Consider the following 25,069-nt stretch of genomic DNA (forward strand, 5'->3'; position numbering starts at 1 on the left):
GCTACCTTTGCGATCATTGCATTACGAAACTGGTAAACAGAACCTGCTCCACGGCGGGCCTGCCAATTTCCTGTTCCAACACATTCTGCACCTGACGTAGGGCGTCTTGACGCAGAAGCTCCTTACCTTCGGGCGTTTGCAGATCTTCAAATACCTGGCCGCTAAACAGCATGACCAAATCGTTCCGAATTCTCGGCATATGGGTTTCTATGCCCCGTACTGCGGCGTCGTCCCGAAGCATCAAGGTGACCTCCACCTGCAAGAAACGCTGCCGGCCACGCACGTCGTAGTTAATGGTGAAGCGCTCGGCCAACGGGTAGTAAATCGCCCGTTGAGCAGCGGCCTCTGGACGTTGAGCCTCTCGTGCCGCCAGGGCTTCCTCGTCAAGTGTTGCGGCCAGGAAGACCCAAGCCAAGATTCCAGCCAGGGCCAGCACCAGTACAGTGGCCCCTGCCCCGATGTAAATAAGGCGTTTTTTACGCTTAGCGGCCTGCTGCTGCGCAGCGGCCCGCTCTTCTTCGGTTAGCTCCTGGTCGTCGTCTAGGTCGGCCATGTCAAAAGTCCGTCAATTTTTCTGATTAATGGGGGTTGAGCAATACCCGTGCCATGACCGTAATATGGCGCCGGGCGATTGCGACCCAAGTGTAGGACAGATTGACGTCAGACGCATCGAACGGCGCCTCGCCTAAGGAGAGAGAGTTAACGAAAGAAGAGGTAAAGCGCTGACGTGCCCGGCCAAGGAAGGAGCCGGGCACGTATAAGGGTTGATGCGGAGGTATGTTTACACGTAGCTATCCACAAGATGCAGACTCATTGTTCTGGTCGGGGTGGGGGGCAAGTCATCGTCCGGGTTGTCGGAGTCGCCCCGCCCTCCTCTTTGGTCACCTTGGGCAAACTCTCGGCCTTCAGACTGATCGGACACATTCACATCCCCCAGATTTAGGCCCTGCTCACTGAACATGTCTCTGAGCCGTTGAGCGCTCTGGTCCAGCGCTTCCCGCACGGCGATTTGGTTACTGGTAAAGGTCACCGTGACCTGATCGTTCTGGATCGCTACTCGAACCTGCACGGGGCCCAGATCTGGCGGGTCCAGACGCAGCTCCGCCGATTGAATGTTCTGGGAGGCTAACCACAAAACACGCTCGCCCACGGCCTGCCCCCACCGGGGCTCGCCCACCGGCACACGCACTTCTGGCTGCACTACAAAACTGCGTTCCCCCGGCTGGAGTTGTGCGCCTCTGGCACCAGGCTCTGCCCCCAGCAAAGTTTGTATCATTGGGGTGGACTCACCCCTAGGTGTTGCTCCGTCTGCCTTCACCATCGCCTGAATATCGATTTCGCCCTTGGTGGAGGCCTTCATCACTTGGCCAAAGTCCAATTTGTCACCCAATTTGCTGACATCCAATTCGGCGTTCTCGCGGCTCATCTTAAGATCTCCGGAGTTGGGCTGCTGGGGTGTCAGCGCCGCTTTAAAGCGGGCCATAAGTTCGCTGTCCCCCGCTTGGCCTCGTTGTGTCTGGTCCGCATGCGTCCGTAAAATAGCGCCGATCTGAGCCGCCAGTCCAGGCATGTGTTCTTCCGGAACGTCCAGCCCCAGTTGAGAGAGAAGTGCGTGCAGCTGTTCTTGGCCCTCTTCGGTATCGAGTACCTCCAGCCCTTCCTCTTCTATCCACTGCAGAAGCCCTTGTAGAAGGTCCTCTAAGGAGGTGCTGTCTAAGACGACGTTCGGCAGGTCCAGCTCAACGGGGGCGGCGAGAGCAATGTCGCCGTCATACCCGTCAGGTGGTAATGTCGTATTGTTTTGACTTTCCGCTGGCTTGGGCGCCTGAACGGCGGATTTTGGGGCCTGGGCGTTAGCTGGGTGATCGCTTGAGCGAGCTGGCGCACGCGCTTGGGCTGCCTCCACAGACCGCTCTTGGCCAGCACGCGCGTCGGGCGCAGAACGGGCTTTGGAACGCGGGTTTTGCGGAGGGCTTTGCGGCTGCTCCAACAATCGGCGGAATTCCTGGTTAGCGGTGTCTCGCGCCGGTTTCAATTCGCGCGCTTCGGATGGGCCACGCAGATTAAGCGATAACAGAGGACTGACTTCAGAAGAACTGGGCATGAAAGTACAAACTCCAGAGTATGGGCGGCAAGCCATTGCCGCTCTTATACCAAGTACAAAGGTCTGGAGTGATTAGTGCAAGGAGGGTGCCAATTCCCGACAAGAGCCGGACGCTTAGCCAGTAAAACTGCGCAGGATGCTTTTAATTTGGGAGAACTCCTGCTGGATATCCACTAAGTGGCATTCGAGGCCTTCCAACTCACCTTCCCGGCCCCGATGCTCCATATGCTCACACAGGGTCGCCAAATACTTGGCGCCTAGGTTGTGGCAACTGCCTTTGAAACTGTGCGCGGAACGCTGCAGAGCATCACTATTTTGGGTGGCCAACGCTTTTTGCAGGCTACGGATACGCTCGTCGGAATCGTTAATAAAGGTGGTAATTAAAACGGGAAACTCGTCGCCCATAATTTCCTGGAGGGTTTGCAGAACCTCGCGGTCCAGGTGATTCTCAGAGTTCATAGGTGTCGCCTCTCACCAGCCAGCATCCGCTGGATCTTCACTCGTCATTGCGCCAGGAAAACACAGCTTCGACTTCGTTGCCCTCGCCCAGGTAGCGGACAGCATCGCACAGTTTATCGACCAGCGCGACCCCCCGGCCCCCATAACGATTGGCGCCCGGCTCTTCCCGCACCTGACTTTTAGCGCCGGTAAATCCGGGGCCACTATCCTCGACACGAATCGTCAAGGTGCCCCCCTCATCGGTGGTGCAGTGATGCAGATGCAGGCGAACAAAACCCGTACTTACTTCATTGAGCCGTTCCTGACGCTGCTGGTAGTAATTGGTAAACCCATCCTGTGTCTCCTTTAAACTGGAGTCCAGCGCCAGAATCCCGTGTTCCAGGGCATTAGAATAAAGTTCAGAAATAATGGTGTAAAGCGTGCCACTGTGGCCCCTCAAACCGGGGACTTCCACCAGGATATTTAACAGTAGCGGTAAAGGGTCAAACATTCGAAAGCTGGCGGGCTGAATGTCAAAACTCATGCCCCACTCAGCGAGCGTGGATTGGTTGCGCCGTTCGGCTTCCGCCGCCACTGCGTTGACGTGTTGGGGCTCCGCCATAAGTATTTCGATCAGGGACAGATCGTCATTCCGTTCGCCTTGGCCAATAAAATTCTGCACCCGGTCAAGAATTTCATCGTACAAACGCTCCGGACGGGTGTTGTGATCAAAGACCGCTTGCAACCGCTCCTCGCCGAACATGTCACCTTCGGGATTGCGCGCCTCATGAATGCCGTCGGACCAGATGTACAAACGATCTCCCAACGCCATGGGAAAGGTGATGCAATCGTCGCGAAAATCCTTGTCAGATAAGACCCCCAACGGAAGATGTCGGGACACGATCGGTTCGTAAGCGAGCGTATCGCCCCGATAGATAAAGCACTCCGGCAAACCGCCGTTCCACACCCGCATCTCCTGCTTACGGAAATTAATGTCCACCATGGTGGCGCAGCAAAAAATCCCTACGGGCAGTATGGTTTTAAGTTTGCTGTTCATTTCCCGGAGGATATCGGTCATGGCAAAACCTTTCGGTACCATGCCATAAAAGACCGACGCCAATGGCATGGCGCCCACAGCGGCCGGCAAACCGTGGCCGGTGAAGTCGCCTAAAAGCACCATCATACTGCCGGAGGGACGCATGGCGGCCAACATGATGTCGCCGTTAAAAATGGCCAGAGAAGACAAATAGTATTTGACGTTATTGGCGTCCAGGCAGCCGCTGTGCGCGATATTGTCGAACACCTGCTTGGCGACCGTTTGCTCCTGCATAAAGTGTTCGTTATGCAGAGCAATTTGGTTGCGCTGCTCAAGCATGGTGCTGTGCAGCTCTCGCATGCGATAGAAGGACTTTATCTTGGCCTGGAGAATCACTCGGTTATAGGGCTTGGAGAGAAAATCATCACCGCCCGCGTCCAGGCATTGAACCAGCGACTCAGTATCGGTGAGGGAGGTAAGGAAAATAATGGGGACCAGCTCTTCGCCAGCTAAAGCCTTAATTTTACGCGCCGCGCCAAATCCATCCAGGCGCGGCATAAGCGCATCCAGCAAAACCAAGTCTGGCCGCTCACGGGTAAAGATATCAACCGCTTCGATGCCATCCCGAGCGCTCAGTACTCTGTGGCCCTCGCTTTCCACAATGGACGTTAATATCAAGCGATCGGTGTCGGTGTCGTCGGCCACCAATATGGTGAGCCGGTGCTTGTCCGTCATAAACGAGATCCCTTCAGCGGTCAAATGAGGACAGCAACACTATTTAATGTCGAACAGCTGCTCAAAATTTGAAATGGTCAGGATCTTTTTGACATCCGGGCTGCAATTGAGAATCTCAATGTTAGCGTCATCACCGCCGGCATGATCGCGTAACAAGAGCAGCATGCCCAGAGCAGAACTGTCCAGATAGTTGGTGTCTTTCATATCGACTCTATAGAGCGATGGTTCCTCTTCCAGCTGTTCATAGGACGCACGAAATTCCTGGTGGGCGCCAAAATCAAAGCGACCTTGAATGTAAAGCGTTAGAGTGTTGCCATCGGGTGATACTGAAGAAGTAATCGCCATAATGTGTCTCATCCGTCGTCCATTTCCGTAGCCGCCCCCTGCGGGGGACCCCATTAGCATAGCGTATTCGCAGCAGAAACCCTAGAGCCAGTTCAGCCCCGAGCGGAACTGGATTATGTCTCGCGCCTATGCCAGTGCTGTTGAGATGATAATTCATCCAACTCGCGCTGCAGCTTTTGCTCAAGGGCGGCGTTTTCTTCTTTCTTTAAGCGTGCAATCAATTCCTGAATGGATTGTTTGCGACGATGCATTTGCTGCCATTGTTGCTGGCACTGCTGAAGTAATTGTTGCACGTGCTGCAACTTTTTTTCCTGCTCAGTTAACACAGCCGCCAAGCGCTGAATAAAACCACTGTAACTGATCAACTCGGAGGGGTGTACACCCTCGCGGCGGCTTTGATATTCCTGTACGTATTGTTCGCGGTAAAGCTGCAGCTGCTCCAGTTGCTGCTGTTCTGCCAGCGTTCTTTCCCGACACGCTTCAAACTCACGGGCGGCCTCCTGTTCCGCTCGCTCGGCGAGGATCAGTACGGCGCGCATTCGTTCCGAACGGGCCATGTTTGGCACCTCTTACATTATTGTCTGAGCTAGCGGGGTGTTTGGTTTACCGCGTTAACCCGTGGGCTTGGCCGCACTGCGGTGTTGGGCCGCGAGCGGACCTCGAGCCTTGGTGTTGGCATTGGCGTTCGGTTCAAGCAGTGTTCGCAAATGAGTAATGCTTTCGGCAATGGGCACTGGTTGATCAAGCCCTTGTTGAATAAAGGCTCTTAAATGGGGGAAGCGCTCAATGGCCGCATCTGTTTCGGGGTCGGCTCCCGGGCTGTAGGCGCCAATGGCAATCAAGTCCCGGTTTTGTTGGTAACGGGACAGCAGTTGTTTGAAGCGCTGCATTAGCCCAAGCTGCTGTTGATCAACAATATTGGGCATGGCTCGGCTGATGGATGCCTCCACATCGATGGCGGGGTAAATGCCCTCTTCCGCCAACTGCCGGGACAACACAATGTGTCCATCCAAAATGGCGCGAGAAGCATCGGCGATAGGGTCTTGCATATCGTCCCCCTCCGACAGCACTGTATAAAACGCCGTAATGGATCCCTCTCCCTGCTCCGCATTGCCAGCACGCTCAACCAACTGAGGAATCTTCGCAAACACTGAGGGCGGATACCCCTTGGTGGCCGGTGGCTCCCCGATGGCCAGAGAGATTTCCCGCTGCGCCTGAGCGAAACGGGTCAACGAGTCCATCAGCAACAATACGTTCAGCCCCTGATCGCGATAGTATTCAGCAATCCGGCTGGTCAGCTGGGCGGCGCGCAGGCGCATCAGGGGCGCATCGTCGGCGGGCGACGCCACTACGGCGGCACGGGACAAGCCCTCGGGGCCCAGAATATGATCGATAAATTCTTTAACCTCTCGCCCGCGCTCTCCCACCAACCCCACCACCACTACATCAGCGGTGGTGTACTTGGTCATCATGCCCATGAGCACACTCTTACCCACACCACTACCGGCAAATAGGCCCATGCGCTGGCCTCGGCCGACGGTAATCAGAGCATTGATGGCGCGAATACCCACATCCAGCGGTTCGCTGATGGGGTGGCGTTTAAGGGGGTTGATATCTTCGGGCTCGAAATCCAAAAAGTCGTCGCCGACCAGAGGACCGGCACTGTCCAGCGGTTGCCCCAACCCGTTCACTACCCGGCCGAGCAGCTGAGGGCCGATACGCATGCCCTGATGTCCCGCCACGGGCACCACTCGGGCACCTGGCTCGAGCCCTTCCACCCGTTTGACGGGCATCAGGTAGACAACTTCGCCAGCGAAGCCAACCACCTCAGCTTCGACAATGCGGCCGTCTTTGTTAATGACGTGACACTGACGGCCAACTGAAACATTCAAGCCCACCGCTTCCAATGTCAGCCCCACAGAGCGGGTCAGACGACCTTCCGATTCTGGGATCGGTGGCGCCACGACCGAGCCCAAGCGGTAAGCGCTGAGGCGTTGCTTTGGAGTACGCCGGTCATTCAAGGCTGCTGTCCCGCCTGTGTGTCGGAACCAAATTCAGCATCGTCCTCTTGACCGTCTTCCTCACCACTTAACTGGTGATTCACAAAAGCTTCCAGCTGTTGCTTAAGGCAGTTCTCCACCGAGTAGTCGACTCGACTCTCGCGGGTTTCCACCCGGCAGCCACCGGGCACCAATGACGCATCGGCAAAAAACTGCCAATCCAACTGCTGTTCTTCGGCGTAGGCCTCCACCACGGCCAGATCGTCTGGATTTAGGTAGAGGCGGAGATTTTTGGCGCCCTGGGGCAAGGCCGCGACGGCGGATTTAACCAAGGTAAGAATGTGGCTGGAATCGGTGAGCAGCTCCCGGTGCACCAAGCTCCGAGTCAGTGTACAGACGGTATTGAGCAACAACTGCTCCAGTTCCGCATCCTGCTCATCAATGGGTTTTAGCAAGGATTCAGCCAAATGTTGGAAGCGTTGTTGTTCAGCGGCCAGCTCTTGGCGTTTTTCCATCAGGCCCTGCTCGCGGCCAGCCTCATAGCCTTCGGCCATGCCTTTTTCGTAGCCAGCCTGGCGGCCCTGTTCAAACCCTTCGCGCTCCGCCGACTCGACGATTTTTTCCAGTTCGCTGGCGCTCATGCCAGAGGTGAGCTCGCCCTTATAGTTAACGTCCTCGACGCGCTCGCCACGCTTTTTTTGTTCTGCCGCCTTCCGTGCCGCCGCCTCGCGCTCGGCGCTGGGCAGAACCTGGCCTTTATCGTCAATCAAAGGCAGGTTCCAGCGCCGATAGTCGGCGATGTCACTTTCGGGAATGCGGTTGGCGAGATTTTTCTTTTCCGTCATGGACACATCACCCGCGTTTTACACCATTTTCTCGCCGCTACTGCCCAGCACGATTTCGCCAGCATCGGCCATGCGACGGGCAATGGTAAGAATTTCTTTTTGGGCGGCTTCCACTTCGGACAGACGCACCGGCCCTTTTACTTCCAGATCATCACGCAGCAACTCCCCTGCGCGCTTGGACATGTTGCTGAATATTTTGTCCTGCAGCTCGTTGTCCGCGCCTTTGAGAGCGACAATCAGCACCTCGGAGGACACCTCCCGCAGCAACATCTGTACGCCCCGGTCGTCCACATCTTTGAGGTTGTCGAACACGAACATCAGATCCTGAATCTGGTTGCCCATGTCCTCGTCCAGCTCTTTGATGGAGTCCATCAGGTCCGCCTCAATGGAGCCGTCCAAATGGTTCATAATTTCCGCGGCGGTTTTGTAACCGCCCACGGCTTTGGTTTGGGAGCTGGCGTTGCCGGCAAATTGGCGTTCGAGAATATCGTTCAGTTCTTGCAGAGCGCTGGGTTGGACGGTATCCAGGGAGGCGATACGCATCATAATGTCGATACGCATTTTCTCGCTCAGGTGGCCAAGCACTTCCGCCGCCTGGTCCGGATCCAGGTAGGACGCCACAATGGCTTGTATCTGCGGGTGTTCATTGCGAATAACATCAGCGACCGAGCGAGGCTCCATCCACTTGAGGGTGTCCAGGCCCGAGGTATTGCCGCCCAACAAAATACGGTCGATCAGCCCGCTGGCTTTATCTTCACCTAGGGCGGTGACCAGCATGTTGCGAATGTAATTATCGGCATCGGTGCCCAAACCCGTCAGGTTGCGCACTTCTTCCAGAAAGCTGCCCATCACCGACTGCACATCGCGCTGCTGGACGTTTTTGAGTTGCGACATGGCCGCGCCGATGCGCTGCACCTCTTTCGGTCCCAGGTGGCGCAGCACTTCCGCTGCATCGCTTTCCCCCAATGACATCAGTAGGATCGCAGCCTTGTCCACGGAGCTTACATTCGTGGCAGGGGCATCGGCTTTCTTGGTGGGTACGGTCGGGTTGTTCATGGCCCCTTACTCGCTATTCGTCTTTGTTGATCCAGGCTTTTACCACCTGGGCCACTCGGCCCGGATCGTCCGCCACCAAACCTTTAATGGCATTGAGTTGTTGCTCGTAACCCTCTTCCGGCCCAGGAAGGCCCAGGGCTCCGCCTGTCAGCGTAACGGTTTCATCTGAGCTACCACCGTAACCACCCAGGCCGGCCGCTTCAAGGGCAGCCAATTCACGGGCTTCCTGCTCTTCGGAAATCCGCCCGCCGGTGCTGGCTAGGTTTTTCAGTACGGGCCGAAGCAAACCAAAGATCAACATCAGGATCACCAACACACCGGCACCCTGCTTTAAATAGGATAGCACCCATTCTTCCTGCCACCAGGGGATTTCCGGAATGTCCATGCCCACGATGTCGCGTACCCGGAACGGGGAGTTCAAAACATTGACGCTATCGCCGCGCGCCGCAGAGAAGCCCACGGCATCGCGCACCAGTGTCTCCATACGCTCGATCTCAGCGGCGGTCCAGGCCTCGCGCAGTTCCTGGCCCTCCTCCCCCATGACTACTTTATCGTCCACCACCACGGCTACGCTCAAACGCTGGATGCGGCCTTGCTGGTGGCGGGTGTAGCTGATGGTTCGATCCAGCTCAAAATTGCGCGTGGCCTGCTCACGCCGGTTGCGAGGGCGCTCGGCCGGCACGGGGAGCCCGGTTTCCGGGTCAATTTGTTCTGGCGCCTCGGCGGTACCCGGAGGCTGATTGGTTAAGGCGCCGGGAATACCCACACCGAAGTCAGCACCATCGCGCGCCTCGTTGAGAATCTGTTCACTGCGTATTGCCGCGAGATCCGGATTGAAGGTTTCGGCCGCTTGCTCCACCGCCGTAAAATCAATGTCGGCACTGACTTCGGCGCGGTAGCGATCGGAGCCCAGAATGGGCTCCAGGATGCCGTTAACGCGGCTGGCAATTTGCTCTTCCACTCTACGCGCATAAGCGCGCTGCCGATCGGCGAGTAACAATTCTTTGTTGTCTTCCATTTTGGACAGTAGGTTGCCCCGCTGATCCACCACGGTGACTTCCTCAGGAACCAACTCGGCAATGCTCGAAGCCACTAAATTGATAATCGCCGTGACCTGCGCCGGCTCTACGGATCGGCCCGGAAACACTTCCAGAAACACGGAAGCTTTGGGCTGGCGAACGTCCCGGACAAACACCGATCGTTTGGGAATGGCCAGGTGCACACGGGCGCTGCGGACACTGTTGATGCTGGTGATCGTGCGCGCGAGCTCCCCTTCGATGCTCCGATGGTAGCGGGTACTTTCCACAAACTGGCTGGTGCCGAGAGGTTGCTCCTGATCCATCAGCTCAAAGCCTTGAGAGCGACGCCCAGGAACACCCACTTCCGCGAGCCGAATACGGGCCATGTGGATATCATTGGCCGGAACCAATAAGGCGCCGGTCGACGAGTCGATTTTGTAGGAGATGCGGTTTTGATCCAGGATGTCGAACACTTCACTGGTATCCAGACGATCCAGACTAGCGTATAGGGGGCGGTAGTCTTCGCCTTGTGTCCACAGTACCACGGCAAAGCCTATGGCCACGCTGGCCGCCAGGCCGACCATCAAGCCGGCCTGACGAAGAAGGCTCAAGTTGTTGAACCCCTCAAACAGGTCACCCCGAGGCCGACTTTTCGTGGGGGCCATGTCCATATCATGTGTCGCGGGCGAATCTGCAGGAGGCATAGTCAGGTACCGTTATTCTTGTTGTCCGTTAGATGGGCATGTTCATAATGTCACGGTAGGCTTCCACCAATTTGTTGCGCACTTGCACCGCCGCCTGGAATGAGACGCTGGCTTTTTGTGACGCTACCATCACGTCGGTGATGTCTACACCGGGCTCTCCGCGCTCGTAGGCCTGTGCCAAGGCACCAGAGGCTTTTTGGGTTTCGTTCACTTTATTGACGGCCTGTGCCATGACCTCGCCAAAACCCGGTACTTTACTGGTGCCAGGTGTGCGGAGCCCGCCCATTTCGGTGGGTTTGAGGCCTTCAGGCTTTTGGAAGGCCTGTGTCTGGGACTTCAGGGCGCGCATTTCATGCAGTAAGTTATTGATATCCACGCGATCAGTCATAACCATCTTCTCTTTGCTGCGACAATTAATTGGCGTTTACGGTGCCAAGCCGAGGCTTAACAGCTTTTGTGCACAAAGTGGGCCAATTGTTGCCGCCGGTAGGAAACTGCCGGGAAGAGGTTGAGCGATCCGAAAGTGTTGTGCTTTAGTTTGGGCATGATGGATTAAGAGCTTTGGTCGAGTGCTGCGAGTGGGGCAGGCACACCCGGACACGCTGTAGACCCCTCCCTGGGGGCTTGGCGCCGACATCCTTGTCGGCGACAGTCCGGGAATGCCTGCCCCACTCTCCGCGGTGCCATTCTGGAAGTTTCGGGAAATAAGAGAATTAAGAACTCAGAGCCCTTGGGTTAGATAAAACTCAGCGTCGGGTACCACCAACCAACACTATTGGCACCGGAGGTGATTGGAGAAGCTTACTGGCACCCAACGTCCCGTAAGGGTTTGGGGAGCTACCTCCGGGACTGTATGCGGCAGGGATGCCGCATCCAAGCCTACAGGGAAGTATCTACGGCGTGTCCCGGAGGTAGACCGCCAAACCCAACCCCCTCTTTCGAACAGAATACCGAAGCTGGAATAGCTTACCAAATCGCCCAACTTACGGGATTCCTGAATTCTAAACTGGAGACCGAGACTTGGACTCGAAACCCTATACCCCGCAACTGGCTCAGCGCCACTACGAAGATGGATTCCCGCGTTGGCGGGAATGACTAGACGCTGTGAATAGAGAGGAGAGCTTTGGGACAAGTAAACTCAATCAACCTGCGTCAACGCTTGCCGTGCTCGCTCTACCAGAGTTTTGCGATCGAACGGTTTCACCATAAAACTGTTCGCGCCGGCTTCCAGGCTGTTCTTGACCACATTCTTTGTATTGATGCCGGAAACAATCACCACTGGCGTTTTGGCGAAAACGCGGGTTTTGCGCAGCTGACGCAACACATCCAAACCACTCATCCCCGGCATCTCAATATCAATAAAAATTAAGTCGGGGCGCAAGGTGCGTAGGATTTCCAGCGCCTCGCGGCCATTGGAAGCGGTCACGACGCGGAAATTTTCGGCACTGAGAATACGATTTTGCACCTTGCGCTGCAGCTCATTGTCTTCAACGATGAGTACCGTTTGCTGTGCCCCTTCACCGCTCGCAATCGCTCCGCCTGACTCGGGGACCAATTCACGGCGCAAGCGTTGATTCCATACTTTTAACCAGGGAGCGATATCGTCCGCTGGCATGGGTTTGGCGATCAGGTAACCTTGTGCCTGATCGCAGCGCGTGGTACGGATAAACACCCAGTCTTCCTGAGTCTCCACCCCCTCCGCGATAACCTGCAAATCCAAATCCTTGGCAAGGTTCAAGCTGGTATCGAACATGGATCGAACCCGGCCCTCACTCCAGGCGTTGTGCACAAAAGTCCGGTCCAGTTTGAATTTGTTGAAGGGCAAATCCCGCAAGTGCGCAAGCGATGAATAGCCCGTGCCGAAATCATCAATGGCCAGCACAAAGCCTTTCAGGCGCAGGCGCGTTAAATTGTCCAAGGTGGCGGCTGGGTCGCGCATGGCGCGGCTCTCGGTAACCTCCAAAATAAACTGCCCTGGGGACAGGCCAGCCGCCTCCACTTTGGAACTGAATGTGTCAGCGAACTCAACCTTAGACAGGTTTTCCATAGATAGGTTGATGCCCACCGGAAGTTTGATCCCCTGGGAGCGCCACACCTTTATCTGAGCTATCGCCATATCGATAACGGCCTCGGCCAAGGCATCGATCAAATCGTTTTCTTCCGCCAGACCGATAAACACATCTGGCGGCACCAGCCCATCATCGGGGTGCTCCCAGCGCACCAATGCTTCGACGGATTCCGGTTGCCCGGTTTTTACGGAGACGATGGGCTGGTAGTAGTTGACCAGCTCTCCCTTGGCAATGGCTTCGCGCAATCGCGCGGGTTCGTAGTGACGCACAGCATTCTTGGCCAAGGGACCTGACAGATTGGGTAGTTTACCCAGTAGTTCGGCGAGCAATCCGGGTTTTACCGGTTTGTGTAGATAACCTAGAATTTCCATATTGTGTGCTTTGACCAGCTTCTCTGCGCTCCGCAACATGGCCTCGTCCTGGCCGCTGATCAACAACAGGTGCCCCTGGAATTTGCGCTCCACTAGGTGACGTAGGAATTCTATGCCGTCCATCTCCGGCATTTTAAGGTCAAGCACAACCACGGCGGGCGGCTTCGGCTGAGCATCGAACCACTCCAACGCCTGCCGGCCCCCAAGACACGAGACGACGGAGGTAAAACCCTGTTCGCCCAAAGCCTTCTCCAGCACTTTGAGCATAAAGGCGTCGTCGTCAATGGCTAAAATATTCACGGCGGATGGGTGCATAAACCTCTCTCATTACATTAACGCAAACGCGATTAAGCGTCAGTCAAACATTCATCAAGATACCTTTCCACCGCCCCAATCTCAGTTTCAAACTCAAGCATCAGGGCAGTCAATTCCTCTGGGTCGTCAGATTTGCCCAGGGCTTCCAGGCGCTCGCAAAGATTCCCCAAGGTCACCCCACCCACCGTGCGTGCGGATGACTTTAAAGAATGGGCCGCAGAGCCGAGTGCCGCCAGATCATCCGCTGCGGTAGCAATCCGTATTTCCGCGGCGAGTTTGGCGCAATTCACGCGAAAATCCTGCAAGAACTCTTTGACCACCTCAGGCTCTTCCCCTACCAATTCCTCTAATACAGAAAGGTCCAGGGGGGCCTCAGTATCCGTTGCGGCGGTTGAGTCTGATTCCGAGCCAACCGCCGGTAACCGACCCTCCAACTCTGCCTCTAAATCCGCCAGGGAGGCAGGTTTAACCAGGAAAGCGTCAATACCGGCTGTACGGCAACGCTCTTCCTGGCCAGGGGTGGCATTGGCACTTAGAGCGATGATGGGCACGGAGGTACCGCTCTCTTCAGCACGTATGGCTTGCGCGAGCGCATAGCCATCCATATCCGGCATGTGCAAATCCGTAATTACCAGCGCGTAAGTGCCGACGCGCCACATGTCCAAGGCTTCCCGCCCGTTACACGCCAAATCCGCGGCGTGCCCGAGCATAGCCAACTGGCGCACCATAAGTTTGCGGTTTATGTCGTTGTCTTCGGCGACAAGGATCAACCGCTGTTGCTGCAAAGCCGCTTCACGGTTAGGTAGCGGCAGCGAAGGGCGACAAGGGTCGGTGTGTCGGGATTCATTGACTTCATTATGCAGTCTCCCCGTAGCCATGGCGACCGCCCGAAAAAACTCCGACCGATCCAGCACATTGCCGTCAATGGACATCAAATGCGTGTTTTCCCAGCGGGCTTTACGGCGCCGCCCCCGGTCAACCACCAAACAGGGAATGCCCAACGCCAAGCATCGGTCCGCCCGCTCCTGCGCGCTGCTCTCGTCTTGGTGAGCCTGCTCGGTATCAACGATCCAAATGTCGTAACCGCGATCCTCTATGCCACCAGGGCCGAGACTGCCTACATCTTCCTGGAACCAGTCCGCCTTAGCCCCCGCTGCTGTGAGGTAAGTGGCCAAGTCCTCGGCCAGGCTTCCATGCCTGCCTACGATGGCGCACACCAGCCCAGATACATCGGGCAGGGGCTCGGGTTCCGATGCTGAAGAATTGACCGGCAAACTCAACGCCACGCGAAATTCCGTGCCCACCCCAAACTCGCTGGACACTTTGATATCTCCACCCATGGCGTCCACTAGATTACGGGTAATGGTCAACCCCAAACCCGTGCCACCGTAGTGCCGCGTAGTGGAGGCATCCGCTTGGACAAAGGGGCTGAACAAGCGCGACAGAGTTTTGCCTGTCATGCCAATACCGTTGTCGATAACGCGGAATACCACTTGCACCCTGTCAAGCGCGCTTCGATCCTGGCAATAGGCCCGTATCGATACACGCCCCGGACGCTCTCCGCCACTGGAAAACTTAATGGCATTGCTGAGCAGGTTAATTAAAATTTGCCGCAAGCGAAGCTCATCTCCAACCACTTCGGGAAGGCGCGGATCAGTAAAAAGGGTGAGTTCCACGGCGTGACTTTCCGCCACGCGGTCGAGCATAAGGCAGACGTTTTTCAAGAGGTGGAACAGCGAAACCGGCTGTGACTCAAGTTCCAGCTTGCCCGCTTCCAGTTTAGAAAGGTCGAGAATATCGTCCACAATGGCCAGTAGCGATTGAGCGGATTCGCGAATAACGTCTACGATCTCAGTTTGGTACGACTTTAGGGGCGATTCCTGCAGCACTTCCACCATACCAATCACACCATTGATCGGCGTACGGATTTCGTGGCTCATGGTCGCTAGAAATTCTGACTTGGTCTGATTCGCCAGTTCCGATAACTTGTGCGCTTGTTCTAGTTCTGCAATGCGCTCTCGCTCCGCTTCCGCCAACTTGCGTTCTGTAACATCCCTTTGTACGGCCACACAATGCGTGTAATTACCGGAATCATCGTGCAAAGGAACCAAATCCATTTCCACCCAGAATTCTTCGCCGTTCTTTTTGTAGTTGATCACCTCAATTCGAACCGGTTGCGCTGCTTCTAAAGATGAGCGCAATCGATCCAGCTCCGCCCGCTGAGTCTTTGGCCCTTGCAAAAAACGCGGGGACTTTCCCAACACCTCTTCCTGGGCGTAGCCGGTGTGTTTTGTAAACGCGGCATTGGCAAAAAGAATTCGGGGGCCGGGCTCATCCAGCGGGTGGGCTTCTGTGATCAACACCATATCGTTCATGTGCTGCACGCAGGTTTCCAGCAGGCGTAATTGCTGTTCAGCTTCTCGGCTGGCGGTGACGTCCTGCAAATAAACGGCAAACCCTTCATTGGAAGGATACACACTGGATCGAAACCAGACTTTCCAGGGCTCATAGTACGCCTGAAAGGAGGTCTTCGTGTTCGACTCGGCTGCGGCTCGAAACTGGGTTTCAAACTCGCTATTTCTTAGCGCGGGAAAGGTATCCCACAAATTGCGGCCCAACAACTCCCTTCGGGGGTGGCGTAGAAAATTCTCGGCCTGGGTGTTGATGTAGGTAAAGTTCCAATTTTTATCTGTGGTGTAGAATATATCGGTAATGCTTTCCAAGGTCACCGCGAGCCGGTGTGCCAACTGTTTCATTTTCGCTTCGTTGGCTTTACGCTCGGTAATATCCGCCGCCAGACCTGCAACCCGATAGATCTGACCATCGGCATCCCGAATTGGAAACGCTCTGTCTTCTACCCAGCACTCTGCGCCACCTGGCCGAGTCAGGCGGTACACTTCGTGGTAGCCGCCGTGCTCTTCAGTGAGCGAGGCCTTCTTAACACGCGCCCGATCTTCGGGGTGAATTCGATCAAGCCATTCGGATGCATTTCGGTATAGGGCATCGCAGGATTGCCCCCAGAGTCGTTCGTAGGCTGGAGAAATATAGAGCATCTCCCCACTCTTAACATCCCGCAGCCAAAATACCTCGGATACGTGTTCGGCTAGTTGTCGAAAACGCTCCTCATTTTCTCGAACCAGTAGCTCCGATTTCAAACGCGCACGCTCGGTGTTCAGAATAAACACCAACACCACCAAGAGCAGTGCGATGGCGAGTACCAGCGCTACCCAAAAAAAACGATCTTGCTGATCCAACATGCCCAAAGTAGCCACTCGGACATGCTGATCCAGCTCCGCGCCGAGTTGCGAAAGTTCCGCAATGGCTTCTTGCAGGTTTGTATTTCTGGGGGATATGACGCCCGAATGGACATCGGCTAGCAAGTGGCGCACTAGATCTATTTGGCGGCTAACTTCCCGAAGGCGTGGCTGAAAACTCTCGAGGCGATTAAATTCCGGCAGGGTGATCAGTCGTTCATAGGTGTCTAAGGCGCCGGTTACTAAAAGATAACCTTGCTCTGCTTCCCAGGTGGACTGGTCGTCGCCATCCAAACTGAGATGAAGGTAACCCTGCAGCAAATTGACTTTGGCATAGCCCAAATCACTGACCACAGTAGCGGCATGAAAAAATTGCTGCTTGTGATGAAAATGCAGGCCCGTGAGTACAGCGGCCATGAGCAAAGCCACAACCGTGCAACCCAGCACCCGGCGTTTGAAGCGAACTCCGCTGCTAGCGTCCTGCCAAGATCTTAGCCTCATAAGTCCGAATCCATTACGATGACCCGCTCACCGCATATAACCAGAATAGAAAATTCAGCTACACAAAAAAATACAGGGTTATAACGCAATAAGCCCTGATTACTCAGCCATCAGTCTGACTTAACCCTCGATGGCGTGCGCTCCTGTAAACATAGCACAGCTAAACAATGCATGTCGCATTTTTCATTCCGAGTAAGGACTGCCTGCGGTGAAGCAGTCCTCATTAAAACCACGAGTAAGACGAGCCTTGCGCTCAGTGGTAGTAGGCAGGGTTAGTATCGAACACTTCAACCATCAATAGCAAAGCCAGCCTCTTTTAGGCGCGCGACTTTATAACGCAAGGTGCGTGCGCTAATGCCCAGGCGCTCGGCGGTTTTCTTACGGCTTCCACCCACCCGCTTGAGCGTATCCATGATGATTTCGTATTCGCGCTGTTTGAGGTCGTTGCCCAAAGCCGGACTCTCATCCGCGAGCGTCTCCACTGCAAATGCTTCGTTTGGCGCTATCGGCACGTTGACAGGCGCGTACTCCTGATTTTGCACTTGCAATGCGGCTTGCTCAGCGGCCTGCATCAAATCCGGTTTCTGGCTATAGACGGTTGTGCCCTCCAGCGCCAAGTCAGCGGCGTCTATGCTATGGCCTGGCTGCAGTATCAGAGCGCGTTGAACCACATTGTCCAGCTCGCGCACATTACCCGGCCACGGATAGGCCAACAGGGCTTGTCGGGCATTGTCCGACAATCGGACTCTACCGCGATTCTGCTTTTGCGCGTGTTTTACCAAAAGCTTTTCCGCCAGGGGAATAATGTCTTCTTTACGGTCGCGAAGTGGCGCCCACTGCAACGGAAGTACGCTCAATCGATAGTACAAATCTTCGCGAAATTTCCCTTCCACGACTTGGGCGCGCATGTCGCGGTTGGAGGTGGCGATTACCCGCACATCCAGCTTAATGGTTTTGCGGCCACCCACGCGTTCCACTTCCCGCTCTTGCAACACGCGCAACAACTTCGCTTGCAGGCCAATATCCATTTCGGATATTTCATCCAACAGCAAGGTGCCGCCATTGGCTTGTTCAAATTTTCCCGGTGCACTGGTATGCGCGCCCGTGTAGGCACCTTTTTCATGGCCAAAGAGCATGGCTTCAAGCATATTCTCTGGAATCGCCGCACAGTTAACGGCGATAAATGGTTGCTCGCTCCGGGGCGATGCGTTGTGAACGTAGCGCGCCAAAACTTCCTTACCTGTGCCGGACTCACCCACGATCAACGCTGTGGAGTCCGACATGGCCACCCGACGTGCCAGCTGTAACAACTGCTGGCTGGTTTGGGCAACGGCGATGGGCTCATCGCCACTGACTTGAGCCACGCCCAAGTGGCGCGCCAAAGCTTCCACCAATACCTGAGGTGCAAACGGTTTAACCAAATAATCCACCGCACCTTGCTTCATGGCATCCACGGACTGGCTGATACTGGCGTAAGCGGTAATCAATAACATGGGAATTTGCGGATAGTCGCGCTTCACTTCACGCAACAGATCCTGACCGCTCATACCCCCCATATTGATATCGGACACGATCATGCCAATGTCTAATCCTCGGGCCAATACGCGCAGCGCTTCTTCAGCGCTATCCGCTTCCACAACGGTATAGTCCGCCAGGTGCAAGGTATCGCACAGGGCTTCACGCAGATCATTGTCGTCTTCCACTACCAATATTGTGCCGAGGGTATCGGCTTGTTCTTCTCGGGCAGCCAGAGCCATGGGTGCTTCTCCGTAAATAAAAGTTAGACTTTCGCCAAGGGCAAAATAAGTCGCGCGCAGGTACCGCAGCCCGCCTCGGACTGAAGATCAAAAGCGCCCCGATGCGCACGTGCGACGGCCTTCACCACCGCCAAGCCCAGACCGGTGCCTTGGGATTTGGTGGTCACAAAAAGATCACCCAAATTAGGCATCAGTTCCGGGGCGATACCCGGGCCCTGATCGGTGAGGCTGATCATCAGGCACTCATCATCGTCATTGTCGAATTGTTCAAAACTCAAGTGCAGAACGGCGCCGGTCCCAACAGCCTGAATACCGTTGTTCACCAAATTGATCAGCGCACCCACCAAAGCTTCGCGATTGCACTGCAGGTATTTGTCCCGGCACTGCACGTCCCACGTGCATTCGGAATGGGAGGTCATCAAAGGCACTTCCATGGCTTCCTCCAGCGCCAATTGCAATTCCGTGACACTGAGTAAGTCGCCCAGGGGCAATTCACCTTTGACGAACAGCAACATATCCTGCACTTGCCGTTCGATGTGGTTGAGGCGCCCGGATATTTTTTCCGCGAACACTTGTTTTCGCGCTTCCGGCAAGGCGGAGTTGGTTAAATGACCCGCGTAAAGCATGGCCGCGGACAGCGGTGTGCGAATTTGGTGTGCAAGTGCAGACATCATTTTGCCCAGAGCGGACAGGCGTTCGTGCCGGCTCAGTTCCGTCTGCAGACGACGGGTTTCTGTTTGATCGGTGAGAAGGATTATTTGCCCATCGATACCCAAGTCGCGGGTGGCAATACTGATACGGCGACCATCGTGCAGAGACACTTCGTGACCGTCGTCGCGTCGGGGCATAAAACTGCGGCCGATGACGTCACGCCACAATTCGCCCTGCAGGGGCTCACCCAGCAATTCCAGGGCAGCGGGATTGCACTCGGATACCCGGCCGGAGGAATCCAGCACCACTACCCCGCCGGGCAAAAAGTTGAGCAAGCTCTCCAGACGATGAGCCAGTTTTTCTTTTTCTGCGAGCTCTTGCATGCGCTGATCAGAAACACTGATCAGCTCGCGATTCAGTTCGGTAACCCGATCTTCCAGCAAATGGTAAGACTCCACCAACTGCTGGGACATGTCGTTGAACAGCTCAAATGCCTGCTTGAGGTCTTGAGTTTTCTTGGACTCATCCTGACCCGCAGCTTCGTCGGGGCGTAACGCCACAACGGCCGCTTTACTGAGCATTTCCGCGCTGGCCGACACTTTGGCCATGGTCTCACTCCTGCTGTTTACGGGATTGGGCGTCAAGAAACACGCCCAGTCAGAGTTCTAAGCAGGGATATTGCAAATGCAGTGCCAACGATAGTTTTCTAACATTTTCAATAAGTTACGCTGGCACCGCAGGGTTGCCGGTCAAATTGTTGACGTGTCTGGCGCTAGGATAGCGAGACGAGGTGAATCCAATGGTTGTCATTATTTTGAAGAAAGGCGTAGTTTTGGTAGCGGATCCCACAACAGGGTGATAGACTCCGCGCTCGGTGCCCTTCGGTCGGCACCGCCTTTCACTTTCGCGTTGGTTGAGGTACACAAACCCACCTGTCGCGACTCAAAAAGTGCTCTCCCAGACCGTGCCAACTCGCTTGGTGGGCTGAGCCACAGGAAATCCTCAATGAATTTTACCGATCTCGGCCTGCGTGCCGAACTGCTGCGTGCGCTTGCGGACGCTGGCTACACTTCGCCTACGCCCATTCAGGCCAAAGCGATTCCAACTGTACTTGAAGGTGGCGATCTGATGGCCGCCGCCCAAACCGGTACTGGCAAAACCGCAGGCTTTACCCTGCCGCTGCTGGAAAAACTCAGCCGCAAAGAAGTGCCCGAGGGCAAACGCCCGGTGCGCGCCCTTATTCTTACCCCAACCCGCGAATTGGCGGCCCAGGTGCACGACAGTGTGCGCACCTATGGCCAACACCTGCCGCTGCGTTCAACCGTGGTATTTGGTGGCGTAAGCATCAATCCGCAAATGATGAAGCTGCGCAAAGGCGTGGATATTCTGGTGGCAACACCCGGTCGTTTACTGGATTTGATTCAGCAAAACGCGGTGACGTTGAGAGAAGTGGAAACACTGATTCTCGACGAAGCCGATCGCATGCTGGACATGGGCTTTATCCACGATATCCGCAAAGTGCTGGCCATGCTGCCTAAGCAGCGTCAAACCCTTTTGTTCTCGGCGACTTTTTCCGATGACATCAAAGCTCTGGCGGATCAGTTGCTGAATAAGCCTGATTTGATTGAAGTGGCCCCGCGCAACACAGCGGCGGAGCGTATTACTCAGGTAGTGCACCCGGTTGACCGTCAGCGCAAGCGCGAGCTGTTGTCACACCTGATTGGTACAGGCAACTGGCGCCAGGTGCTGGTGTTTACCCGCACCAAACACGGTGCCAACCGTCTGACTGAACAATTGCAACAAGACGGTATCAGTGCCGCTGCGATCCACGGCAATAAAAGCCAAGGCGCGCGCACCAAAGCGCTAGCCGATTTTAAAAACGGTCGCGTTCGCGCTCTGGTAGCCACGGATATCGCCGCGCGTGGTATCGATATCGATCAGTTGCCCTATGTGGTCAACTACGAGTTGCCCAACGTGCCGGAAGATTACGTGCACCGTATTGGCCGTACGGGCCGCGCGGAGCGTGAAGGTATTGCGGTATCGCTGGTATGTGTGGATGAGCACAGTTTTATGCGGGATATCGAGCGCTTGTTGAAGGCTCAGGTGAAGAAGCAGGTTATTGAAGGCTTTGAACCCGATCCGACCATCCGCCCAGAACCGATTCAGCTCGGCCGCAAACCTGCGGGTCGCAATGCGCCGCGCGCGGGTAACCCACGAAGTGGCCAGCGCGCCAATAGCGGTCAACCTGGAAACGCCCGTCGTAAACCTGCTAACGGTAATCAACCGCGTACGGCATCGCGGGGTCGGCGTTAAGTCGCGGTCTTAGTCGAATGCTGGTTGTTTGATGCGTTGGTTGAGTGCTGATTGTTTGATGCTTTGGTTGAGTGCTGATTGTTTGATGCTTTGGTTGAGTGCTGCGAGTGGGGCAGGCACACCCGGACACGCCGTAAATACGTCCGTGTAGGCTTGGATGCGGCATCCATGCCGCATACAGTCCGGGAATGCCTGCCCCACTCTCCGCTGTGCCATCCTGGACGCTTCGGGAAATAAGGAAGTTGGGCATGGGATCCACTAGGTTATGTAAAAACCAAGCATTGGGTAAGGCAAAACGATGCAATTGGCACGGGGGCGGTTGGAATGCTTAGTGGCACCTAACGTCCCGTAAAGGTTTGGGGAGCTATCTCCGGGACCGTATGCAGCATGGATGCTGCATCCGAGCCTACACGGAAGTATTTCACTGGGCACATCCGTGTGCCCAGCCCTACGGGCAGCCTTCGGCTGTGCTAATCGTCTTTCCTGACGATTAGTTCGGCGTGTCCCGGAGGTAGATCGCCAAACCCAACCCCCACCATTCGACAAGCGCGCCGAAATCAGAATAACGTACCCAACCGCCCCTACTTTCAGTTTATTCGAGTTTCAACTAGAGACCCGAAACGAAATTCTTCTTCATCTCGCACCCATGTCGCTGGGCAAATGGATTCCCGCCTTCGCGGGAATGACGAGGAAGTGACAAACAGTTACCTCTGCAACCCATACTTACGCATCTTTTCCACTAATGTCGTGCGGCGAATGCTGAGTTTTTCGGCAGCTCGCGCTACTACGCCTCCGCAATCATTAAGTGCCTGCTGAATCAAATCCTTCTCCAGCCCGGTAATGTAATCGCGCAAATCGATGCCCTGCTCCGGCAGTAACGGCGTGTCGTTGGGATTAATATAACCGGCACTACCATTGACCGTCGGTTCGCTTTCCGCGGGGGCGAACTCCTCGTCCGCCACTTCAACGTGGCGATACTTGGGTGGTAAATCCTGAACGCCGACCACACCAAAAGGCTGAATGATCGCCATGCGCTCCACCAGATTGGCTAGCTCACGTACGTTACCGCTCCAGGGGTGACGGCATAGGGACAAAATCGCCGCCGAGTTAAAACGTAATGAACCACGCTCCTCACTTTCCATGCGAGAAATCAATTCGTTGATTAGGAGGGGAATATCTTCAGAGCGCTCCTTCAGTGAAGGCAGCTCAATGGGGAATACATTTAAGCGGTAGTACAAATCTTCCCGGAAGGTGTCTTCCGTAATCATTGTCTCCAAATCCCGGTGAGTCGCGGCGATGATGCGCACATCACTGGGGACGGTTTTGTTGCTGCCCACGCGCTCGAAACAGCGCTCCTGCAATACGCGCAGAATCTTCACCTGCATGGTGAGTGGCATATCCCCGATTTCGTCCAAAAACAGCGTGCCGCCTTCGGCCAGCTCAAAACGGCCTGCACGGGCGTTGATGGCGCCGGTAAAGGCGCCCTTTTCGTGACCAAACAGCTCGCTTTCCAGTAGCTCAGCGGGAATCGCGCCGCAGTTCACCGGCACAAACGGCTTATCCCGGCGTGGTGAATTGTAGTGAAGGTTACGAGCCACCACTTCTTTGCCCGTGCCGGACTCACCGGTGATCAGCACAGACACATCTTTGTCTGCCACCTGTGCCATCATCTGTCGAACGTGCTGGATTTCCCGGCTGGTTCCCACGAGGCTGCGGAACAAATGAACGGGGCGGCGTTGCTGCTGGCGCTGCTTGTCCATCTGAGCGTGATAATAAAGCTGGCAGCGATGCAAAACATCCAGCAGCGCATTGTAGGTAGGGGGGATACTGAGGGTATCGATCAACATACGAGACAGTTCGGGTTCCAGCTCCTGAACGCCGTCCGGGGCCTCGCCCAAAAGAACCACGGGCAATTCGCCCTTCCAAGATCTTAAAGTCCGAAGCTGCTTCTCGAGTACGTCCAGGGTCTGGATATTGCCGAGGAACACGGTGGCGCAGTCAGCGGGCCCCACTTCTTCTACTGCCTGCTGCCACCCTGCCCAGCCGGTACACCGCGTGGACTGGCCCAAAAACTCTAAAATTATGCCCAATTCGTGCCGACGTGTTTCATTGTCGTCGACGACCAGTACCCAATCATTAGGCCCCATACCACTCGTGCCCTTCGTTTGTCGTTATTGTCGTAGATACCCGTCGCTGCCGCGTACCATCTGAATCAACGTTAGTAATAGTCGCATAATAACGCCTAGTCAAATTTATGACACCCCTGAAGTTTGCCAAAGCTGGGCAGCCGGGATGGTCGGAATTCCGAACGAAGGGGGTTTTGTACGGGATATGGGGCCTGAGGAGGACCTTGGGATGAAAACGGCGCCACTTAGGGCGCCGTCAATTTTCTGCTCTACAACGCCATTGCCTTTGCTTCCCGGTGGCATTGCTGAATGAGGTTAGCGTAGACGCCTTTCAGCTCACTCAGAGCCTGTACCAGGGTCGACGGATCATCCCCATTGGCAGCGACGATTTTCTCGACCAATGCGGCGCAGGATCGGTCCAGCTCGCGCACCCGCAGCCAGTCTTCCGCCTGGAGGGCGCTGATTATGTCCCTCTGCATTTGGCGCAGCAGTGCCAGTCCAGGGGCACCCCGGTAGTCAGGCTCGGCGGCCAGCTGCAGGGCCATTTCAGCGTGTTTCCACAGCAATGCTATCCCAAGCGGATTTCAGCTCCGCCAGAAGGCGGCCGCATTCATCCAGGATTTCGGTGTTGTTTTCGTAGTTCGCTTGAACGAGGCGACGTATGATGTAGTCGTACACGCCGTCGAGGTTAGCGGCCAGTTCGCCCCCTTCTTTGTCGTTCAGGCTGCCCAGCAATCCGCCGACGATGTTGATGGCTTTGCTGATCAACTCACCTTTTCGCTCTATTTCTTTGCGTGCCATGGCGCCTTTGGCCTGGGCGATGCGCTCCAGGGCGCCTTCAAACAGCATTTGTACGAGGCGATGTGGCGAGGCGTCGGTCACACTGGACTGCACTTTTACCGAACTGTAATTTTGAGCCGCTCGAGCGTAGGCATTCATAATTGTTATCCCGTCAGTTGTGTGAAATACCGCATAAGTCAGTGATAAGGCTAACGGCGAGTGAGGGGGGAACTTTAGGGATAGGGGTGAGATTTTTTGGTTTTACAGGTTCCTCTTGTTTGTCTTCAAGACCGGAAGGAAAGTGCATCGTATTCTGCTGGATCGGCGGCTACGGGAGATTGAGTTTCGGAAACGCGGTAAACACTTCCCTGTGGCTCCTGCGCGCCCTCCATGGCGCGAAGGTTCCGAAACTCAATCTCCCGCACCCGCCTTCGAGCCAAACAACAGCTATGGTGCCCTCGATAGTCCAAAAAGAGCTTAGCATAACGGGATTGGTTGGAAAGCTGCTATTGCTGTACTGGGGGACTTGATGGACCGGTACTGGATTCCCGCTTTCGCGGGAATGACGAGAAGGTGGCAACTTTAAAAAACCAGGAAAGCCCGCGATCATCCTACCGTCATCCCCGCGCAAGCGGGGATCCATTTGCTGA

General features: G+C 55.5%; 19 protein-coding genes. 1 reads left to right on the plus strand and 18 read right to left on the minus strand.

The window, feature by feature from the left end; translation table 11 throughout:
* Positions 1-13: 13 nt before the first annotated feature.
* From RBH33_RS15340 to RBH33_RS15410, 15 genes are all read right to left on the minus strand, one after another.
* The gene (locus tag RBH33_RS15340; RefSeq protein WP_306733094.1) at positions 14-553 is read right to left on the minus strand and encodes a flagellar basal body-associated FliL family protein; all 540 of its coding nucleotides are present in this window, start codon (positions 551-553) and stop codon (positions 14-16) included.
* A gap of 228 nt (positions 554-781) precedes the next feature.
* Positions 782-2,104 (minus strand): flagellar hook-length control protein FliK, encoded by a 1,323-nt coding sequence (locus tag RBH33_RS15345; RefSeq protein WP_306733095.1) that lies wholly within the window; start codon positions 2,102-2,104, stop codon positions 782-784.
* A 114-nt stretch (positions 2,105-2,218) separates the two neighbouring features.
* Positions 2,219-2,563, minus strand: a complete 345-nt coding sequence (locus tag RBH33_RS15350) for an Hpt domain-containing protein (protein WP_306733096.1) — start codon at positions 2,561-2,563, stop codon at positions 2,219-2,221.
* Positions 2,564-2,600: 37 nt separating this feature from the next.
* Positions 2,601-4,313 carry an ATP-binding SpoIIE family protein phosphatase gene (locus RBH33_RS15355; protein ID WP_306733097.1) on the minus strand — a complete coding sequence of 571 codons (1,713 nt, stop codon included), beginning with the start codon at positions 4,311-4,313 and terminating at the stop codon, positions 2,601-2,603.
* Positions 4,314-4,352: 39 nt separating this feature from the next.
* Positions 4,353-4,658 (minus strand): STAS domain-containing protein, encoded by a 306-nt coding sequence (locus RBH33_RS15360; protein ID WP_306733098.1) that lies wholly within the window; start codon positions 4,656-4,658, stop codon positions 4,353-4,355.
* A gap of 113 nt (positions 4,659-4,771) precedes the next feature.
* Positions 4,772-5,215 carry a flagellar export protein FliJ gene (gene fliJ, locus RBH33_RS15365; RefSeq protein ID WP_306733099.1) on the minus strand — a complete coding sequence of 148 codons (444 nt, stop codon included), beginning with the start codon at positions 5,213-5,215 and terminating at the stop codon, positions 4,772-4,774.
* Positions 5,216-5,269: 54 nt separating this feature from the next.
* Positions 5,270-6,679, minus strand: coding sequence for a flagellar protein export ATPase FliI (fliI, locus tag RBH33_RS15370; protein WP_373568277.1), 1,410 nt, complete (start codon positions 6,677-6,679; stop codon positions 5,270-5,272).
* Complete coding sequence (locus tag RBH33_RS15375) at positions 6,676-7,503, minus strand: flagellar assembly protein FliH (RefSeq protein WP_306733100.1); 828 nt, start codon at positions 7,501-7,503, stop codon at positions 6,676-6,678. The genes fliI and RBH33_RS15375 overlap by 4 nt, the downstream gene beginning before the upstream one ends.
* A gap of 18 nt (positions 7,504-7,521) precedes the next feature.
* Positions 7,522-8,559 (minus strand): flagellar motor switch protein FliG, encoded by a 1,038-nt coding sequence (fliG, locus tag RBH33_RS15380; protein ID WP_306733101.1) that lies wholly within the window; start codon positions 8,557-8,559, stop codon positions 7,522-7,524.
* A 13-nt stretch (positions 8,560-8,572) separates the two neighbouring features.
* Complete coding sequence (fliF, locus tag RBH33_RS15385) at positions 8,573-10,249, minus strand: flagellar basal-body MS-ring/collar protein FliF (RefSeq protein WP_373568278.1); 1,677 nt, start codon at positions 10,247-10,249, stop codon at positions 8,573-8,575.
* A gap of 61 nt (positions 10,250-10,310) precedes the next feature.
* Positions 10,311-10,670, minus strand: a complete 360-nt coding sequence (fliE, locus tag RBH33_RS15390; protein ID WP_306733103.1) for a flagellar hook-basal body complex protein FliE — start codon at positions 10,668-10,670, stop codon at positions 10,311-10,313.
* A 750-nt stretch (positions 10,671-11,420) separates the two neighbouring features.
* Positions 11,421-13,037, minus strand: coding sequence for an EAL domain-containing protein (locus tag RBH33_RS15395; RefSeq protein WP_306733104.1), 1,617 nt, complete (start codon positions 13,035-13,037; stop codon positions 11,421-11,423).
* Positions 13,038-13,069: 32 nt separating this feature from the next.
* Positions 13,070-16,792 carry a PAS domain S-box protein gene (locus tag RBH33_RS15400; RefSeq protein ID WP_306733105.1) on the minus strand — a complete coding sequence of 1,241 codons (3,723 nt, stop codon included), beginning with the start codon at positions 16,790-16,792 and terminating at the stop codon, positions 13,070-13,072.
* 287 nt (positions 16,793-17,079) lie between these two features.
* Complete coding sequence (locus RBH33_RS15405; protein WP_306733106.1) at positions 17,080-18,549, minus strand: sigma-54-dependent transcriptional regulator; 1,470 nt, start codon at positions 18,547-18,549, stop codon at positions 17,080-17,082.
* A 23-nt stretch (positions 18,550-18,572) separates the two neighbouring features.
* A complete protein-coding gene (locus tag RBH33_RS15410) occupies positions 18,573-19,808 on the minus strand; it encodes a sensor histidine kinase (RefSeq protein ID WP_306733107.1) in 1,236 nt (411 codons plus the stop codon).
* A 397-nt stretch (positions 19,809-20,205) separates the two neighbouring features.
* On the opposite strand from RBH33_RS15410, the gene RBH33_RS15415 reads away from it, so the two are divergent.
* On the plus strand, positions 20,206-21,513 hold the full coding sequence (locus RBH33_RS15415) for a DEAD/DEAH box helicase (RefSeq protein ID WP_306733108.1): 1,308 nt from the start codon (positions 20,206-20,208) through the stop codon (positions 21,511-21,513).
* 704 nt (positions 21,514-22,217) lie between these two features.
* Here RBH33_RS15415 and RBH33_RS15420 read toward each other — a convergent pair.
* From RBH33_RS15420 to fliS, 3 genes are all read right to left on the minus strand, one after another.
* Entirely contained in the window at positions 22,218-23,660 is a 1,443-nt protein-coding gene (locus RBH33_RS15420) for a sigma-54 dependent transcriptional regulator (protein WP_306733109.1), read from the minus strand.
* A 248-nt stretch (positions 23,661-23,908) separates the two neighbouring features.
* The gene (locus RBH33_RS15425; RefSeq protein WP_306733110.1) at positions 23,909-24,184 is read right to left on the minus strand and encodes a hypothetical protein; all 276 of its coding nucleotides are present in this window, start codon (positions 24,182-24,184) and stop codon (positions 23,909-23,911) included.
* 1 nt (position 24,185) lies between these two features.
* On the minus strand, positions 24,186-24,578 hold the full coding sequence (gene fliS, locus RBH33_RS15430; RefSeq protein ID WP_306733111.1) for a flagellar export chaperone FliS: 393 nt from the start codon (positions 24,576-24,578) through the stop codon (positions 24,186-24,188).
* Between the last annotated feature and the right edge of the window lie 491 nt (positions 24,579-25,069).

This window comes from Marinimicrobium hydrolyticum (assembly GCF_030848505.1).
Taxonomy (GTDB): Bacteria; Pseudomonadota; Gammaproteobacteria; order Pseudomonadales; family Cellvibrionaceae; genus JAVDDU01.

Excerpts from the sequence above, each read along its gene's own strand:
- RBH33_RS15340 (WP_306733094.1), bottom strand. The coding sequence starts at position 553 with ATGGCCGACCTAGACGACGACCAGGAGCTAACCGAAGAAGAGCGGGCC.
- RBH33_RS15345 (WP_306733095.1), bottom strand. The coding sequence starts at position 2,104 with ATGCCCAGTTCTTCTGAAGTCAGTCCTCTGTTATCGCTTAATCTGCGT.
- RBH33_RS15350 (WP_306733096.1), bottom strand. The coding sequence starts at position 2,563 with ATGAACTCTGAGAATCACCTGGACCGCGAGGTTCTGCAAACCCTCCAG.
- RBH33_RS15355 (WP_306733097.1), bottom strand. The coding sequence starts at position 4,313 with ATGACGGACAAGCACCGGCTCACCATATTGGTGGCCGACGACACCGAC.
- RBH33_RS15360 (WP_306733098.1), bottom strand. The coding sequence starts at position 4,658 with ATGGCGATTACTTCTTCAGTATCACCCGATGGCAACACTCTAACGCTT.
- fliJ (WP_306733099.1), bottom strand. The coding sequence starts at position 5,215 with ATGGCCCGTTCGGAACGAATGCGCGCCGTACTGATCCTCGCCGAGCGA.
- RBH33_RS15375 (WP_306733100.1), bottom strand. The coding sequence starts at position 7,503 with ATGACGGAAAAGAAAAATCTCGCCAACCGCATTCCCGAAAGTGACATC.
- fliG (WP_306733101.1), bottom strand. The coding sequence starts at position 8,559 with ATGAACAACCCGACCGTACCCACCAAGAAAGCCGATGCCCCTGCCACG.
- fliF (WP_373568278.1), bottom strand. The coding sequence starts at position 10,249 with ATGGACATGGCCCCCACGAAAAGTCGGCCTCGGGGTGACCTGTTTGAG.
- fliE (WP_306733103.1), bottom strand. The coding sequence starts at position 10,670 with ATGACTGATCGCGTGGATATCAATAACTTACTGCATGAAATGCGCGCC.
- RBH33_RS15395 (WP_306733104.1), bottom strand. The coding sequence starts at position 13,037 with ATGCACCCATCCGCCGTGAATATTTTAGCCATTGACGACGACGCCTTT.
- RBH33_RS15400 (WP_306733105.1), bottom strand. The coding sequence starts at position 16,792 with ATGAGGCTAAGATCTTGGCAGGACGCTAGCAGCGGAGTTCGCTTCAAA.
- RBH33_RS15405 (WP_306733106.1), bottom strand. The coding sequence starts at position 18,549 with ATGGCTCTGGCTGCCCGAGAAGAACAAGCCGATACCCTCGGCACAATA.
- RBH33_RS15410 (WP_306733107.1), bottom strand. The coding sequence starts at position 19,808 with ATGGCCAAAGTGTCGGCCAGCGCGGAAATGCTCAGTAAAGCGGCCGTT.
- RBH33_RS15415 (WP_306733108.1), top strand. The coding sequence starts at position 20,206 with ATGAATTTTACCGATCTCGGCCTGCGTGCCGAACTGCTGCGTGCGCTT.
- RBH33_RS15420 (WP_306733109.1), bottom strand. The coding sequence starts at position 23,660 with ATGGGGCCTAATGATTGGGTACTGGTCGTCGACGACAATGAAACACGT.
- RBH33_RS15425 (WP_306733110.1), bottom strand. The coding sequence starts at position 24,184 with ATGGCCCTGCAGCTGGCCGCCGAGCCTGACTACCGGGGTGCCCCTGGA.
- fliS (WP_306733111.1), bottom strand. The coding sequence starts at position 24,578 with ATGAATGCCTACGCTCGAGCGGCTCAAAATTACAGTTCGGTAAAAGTG.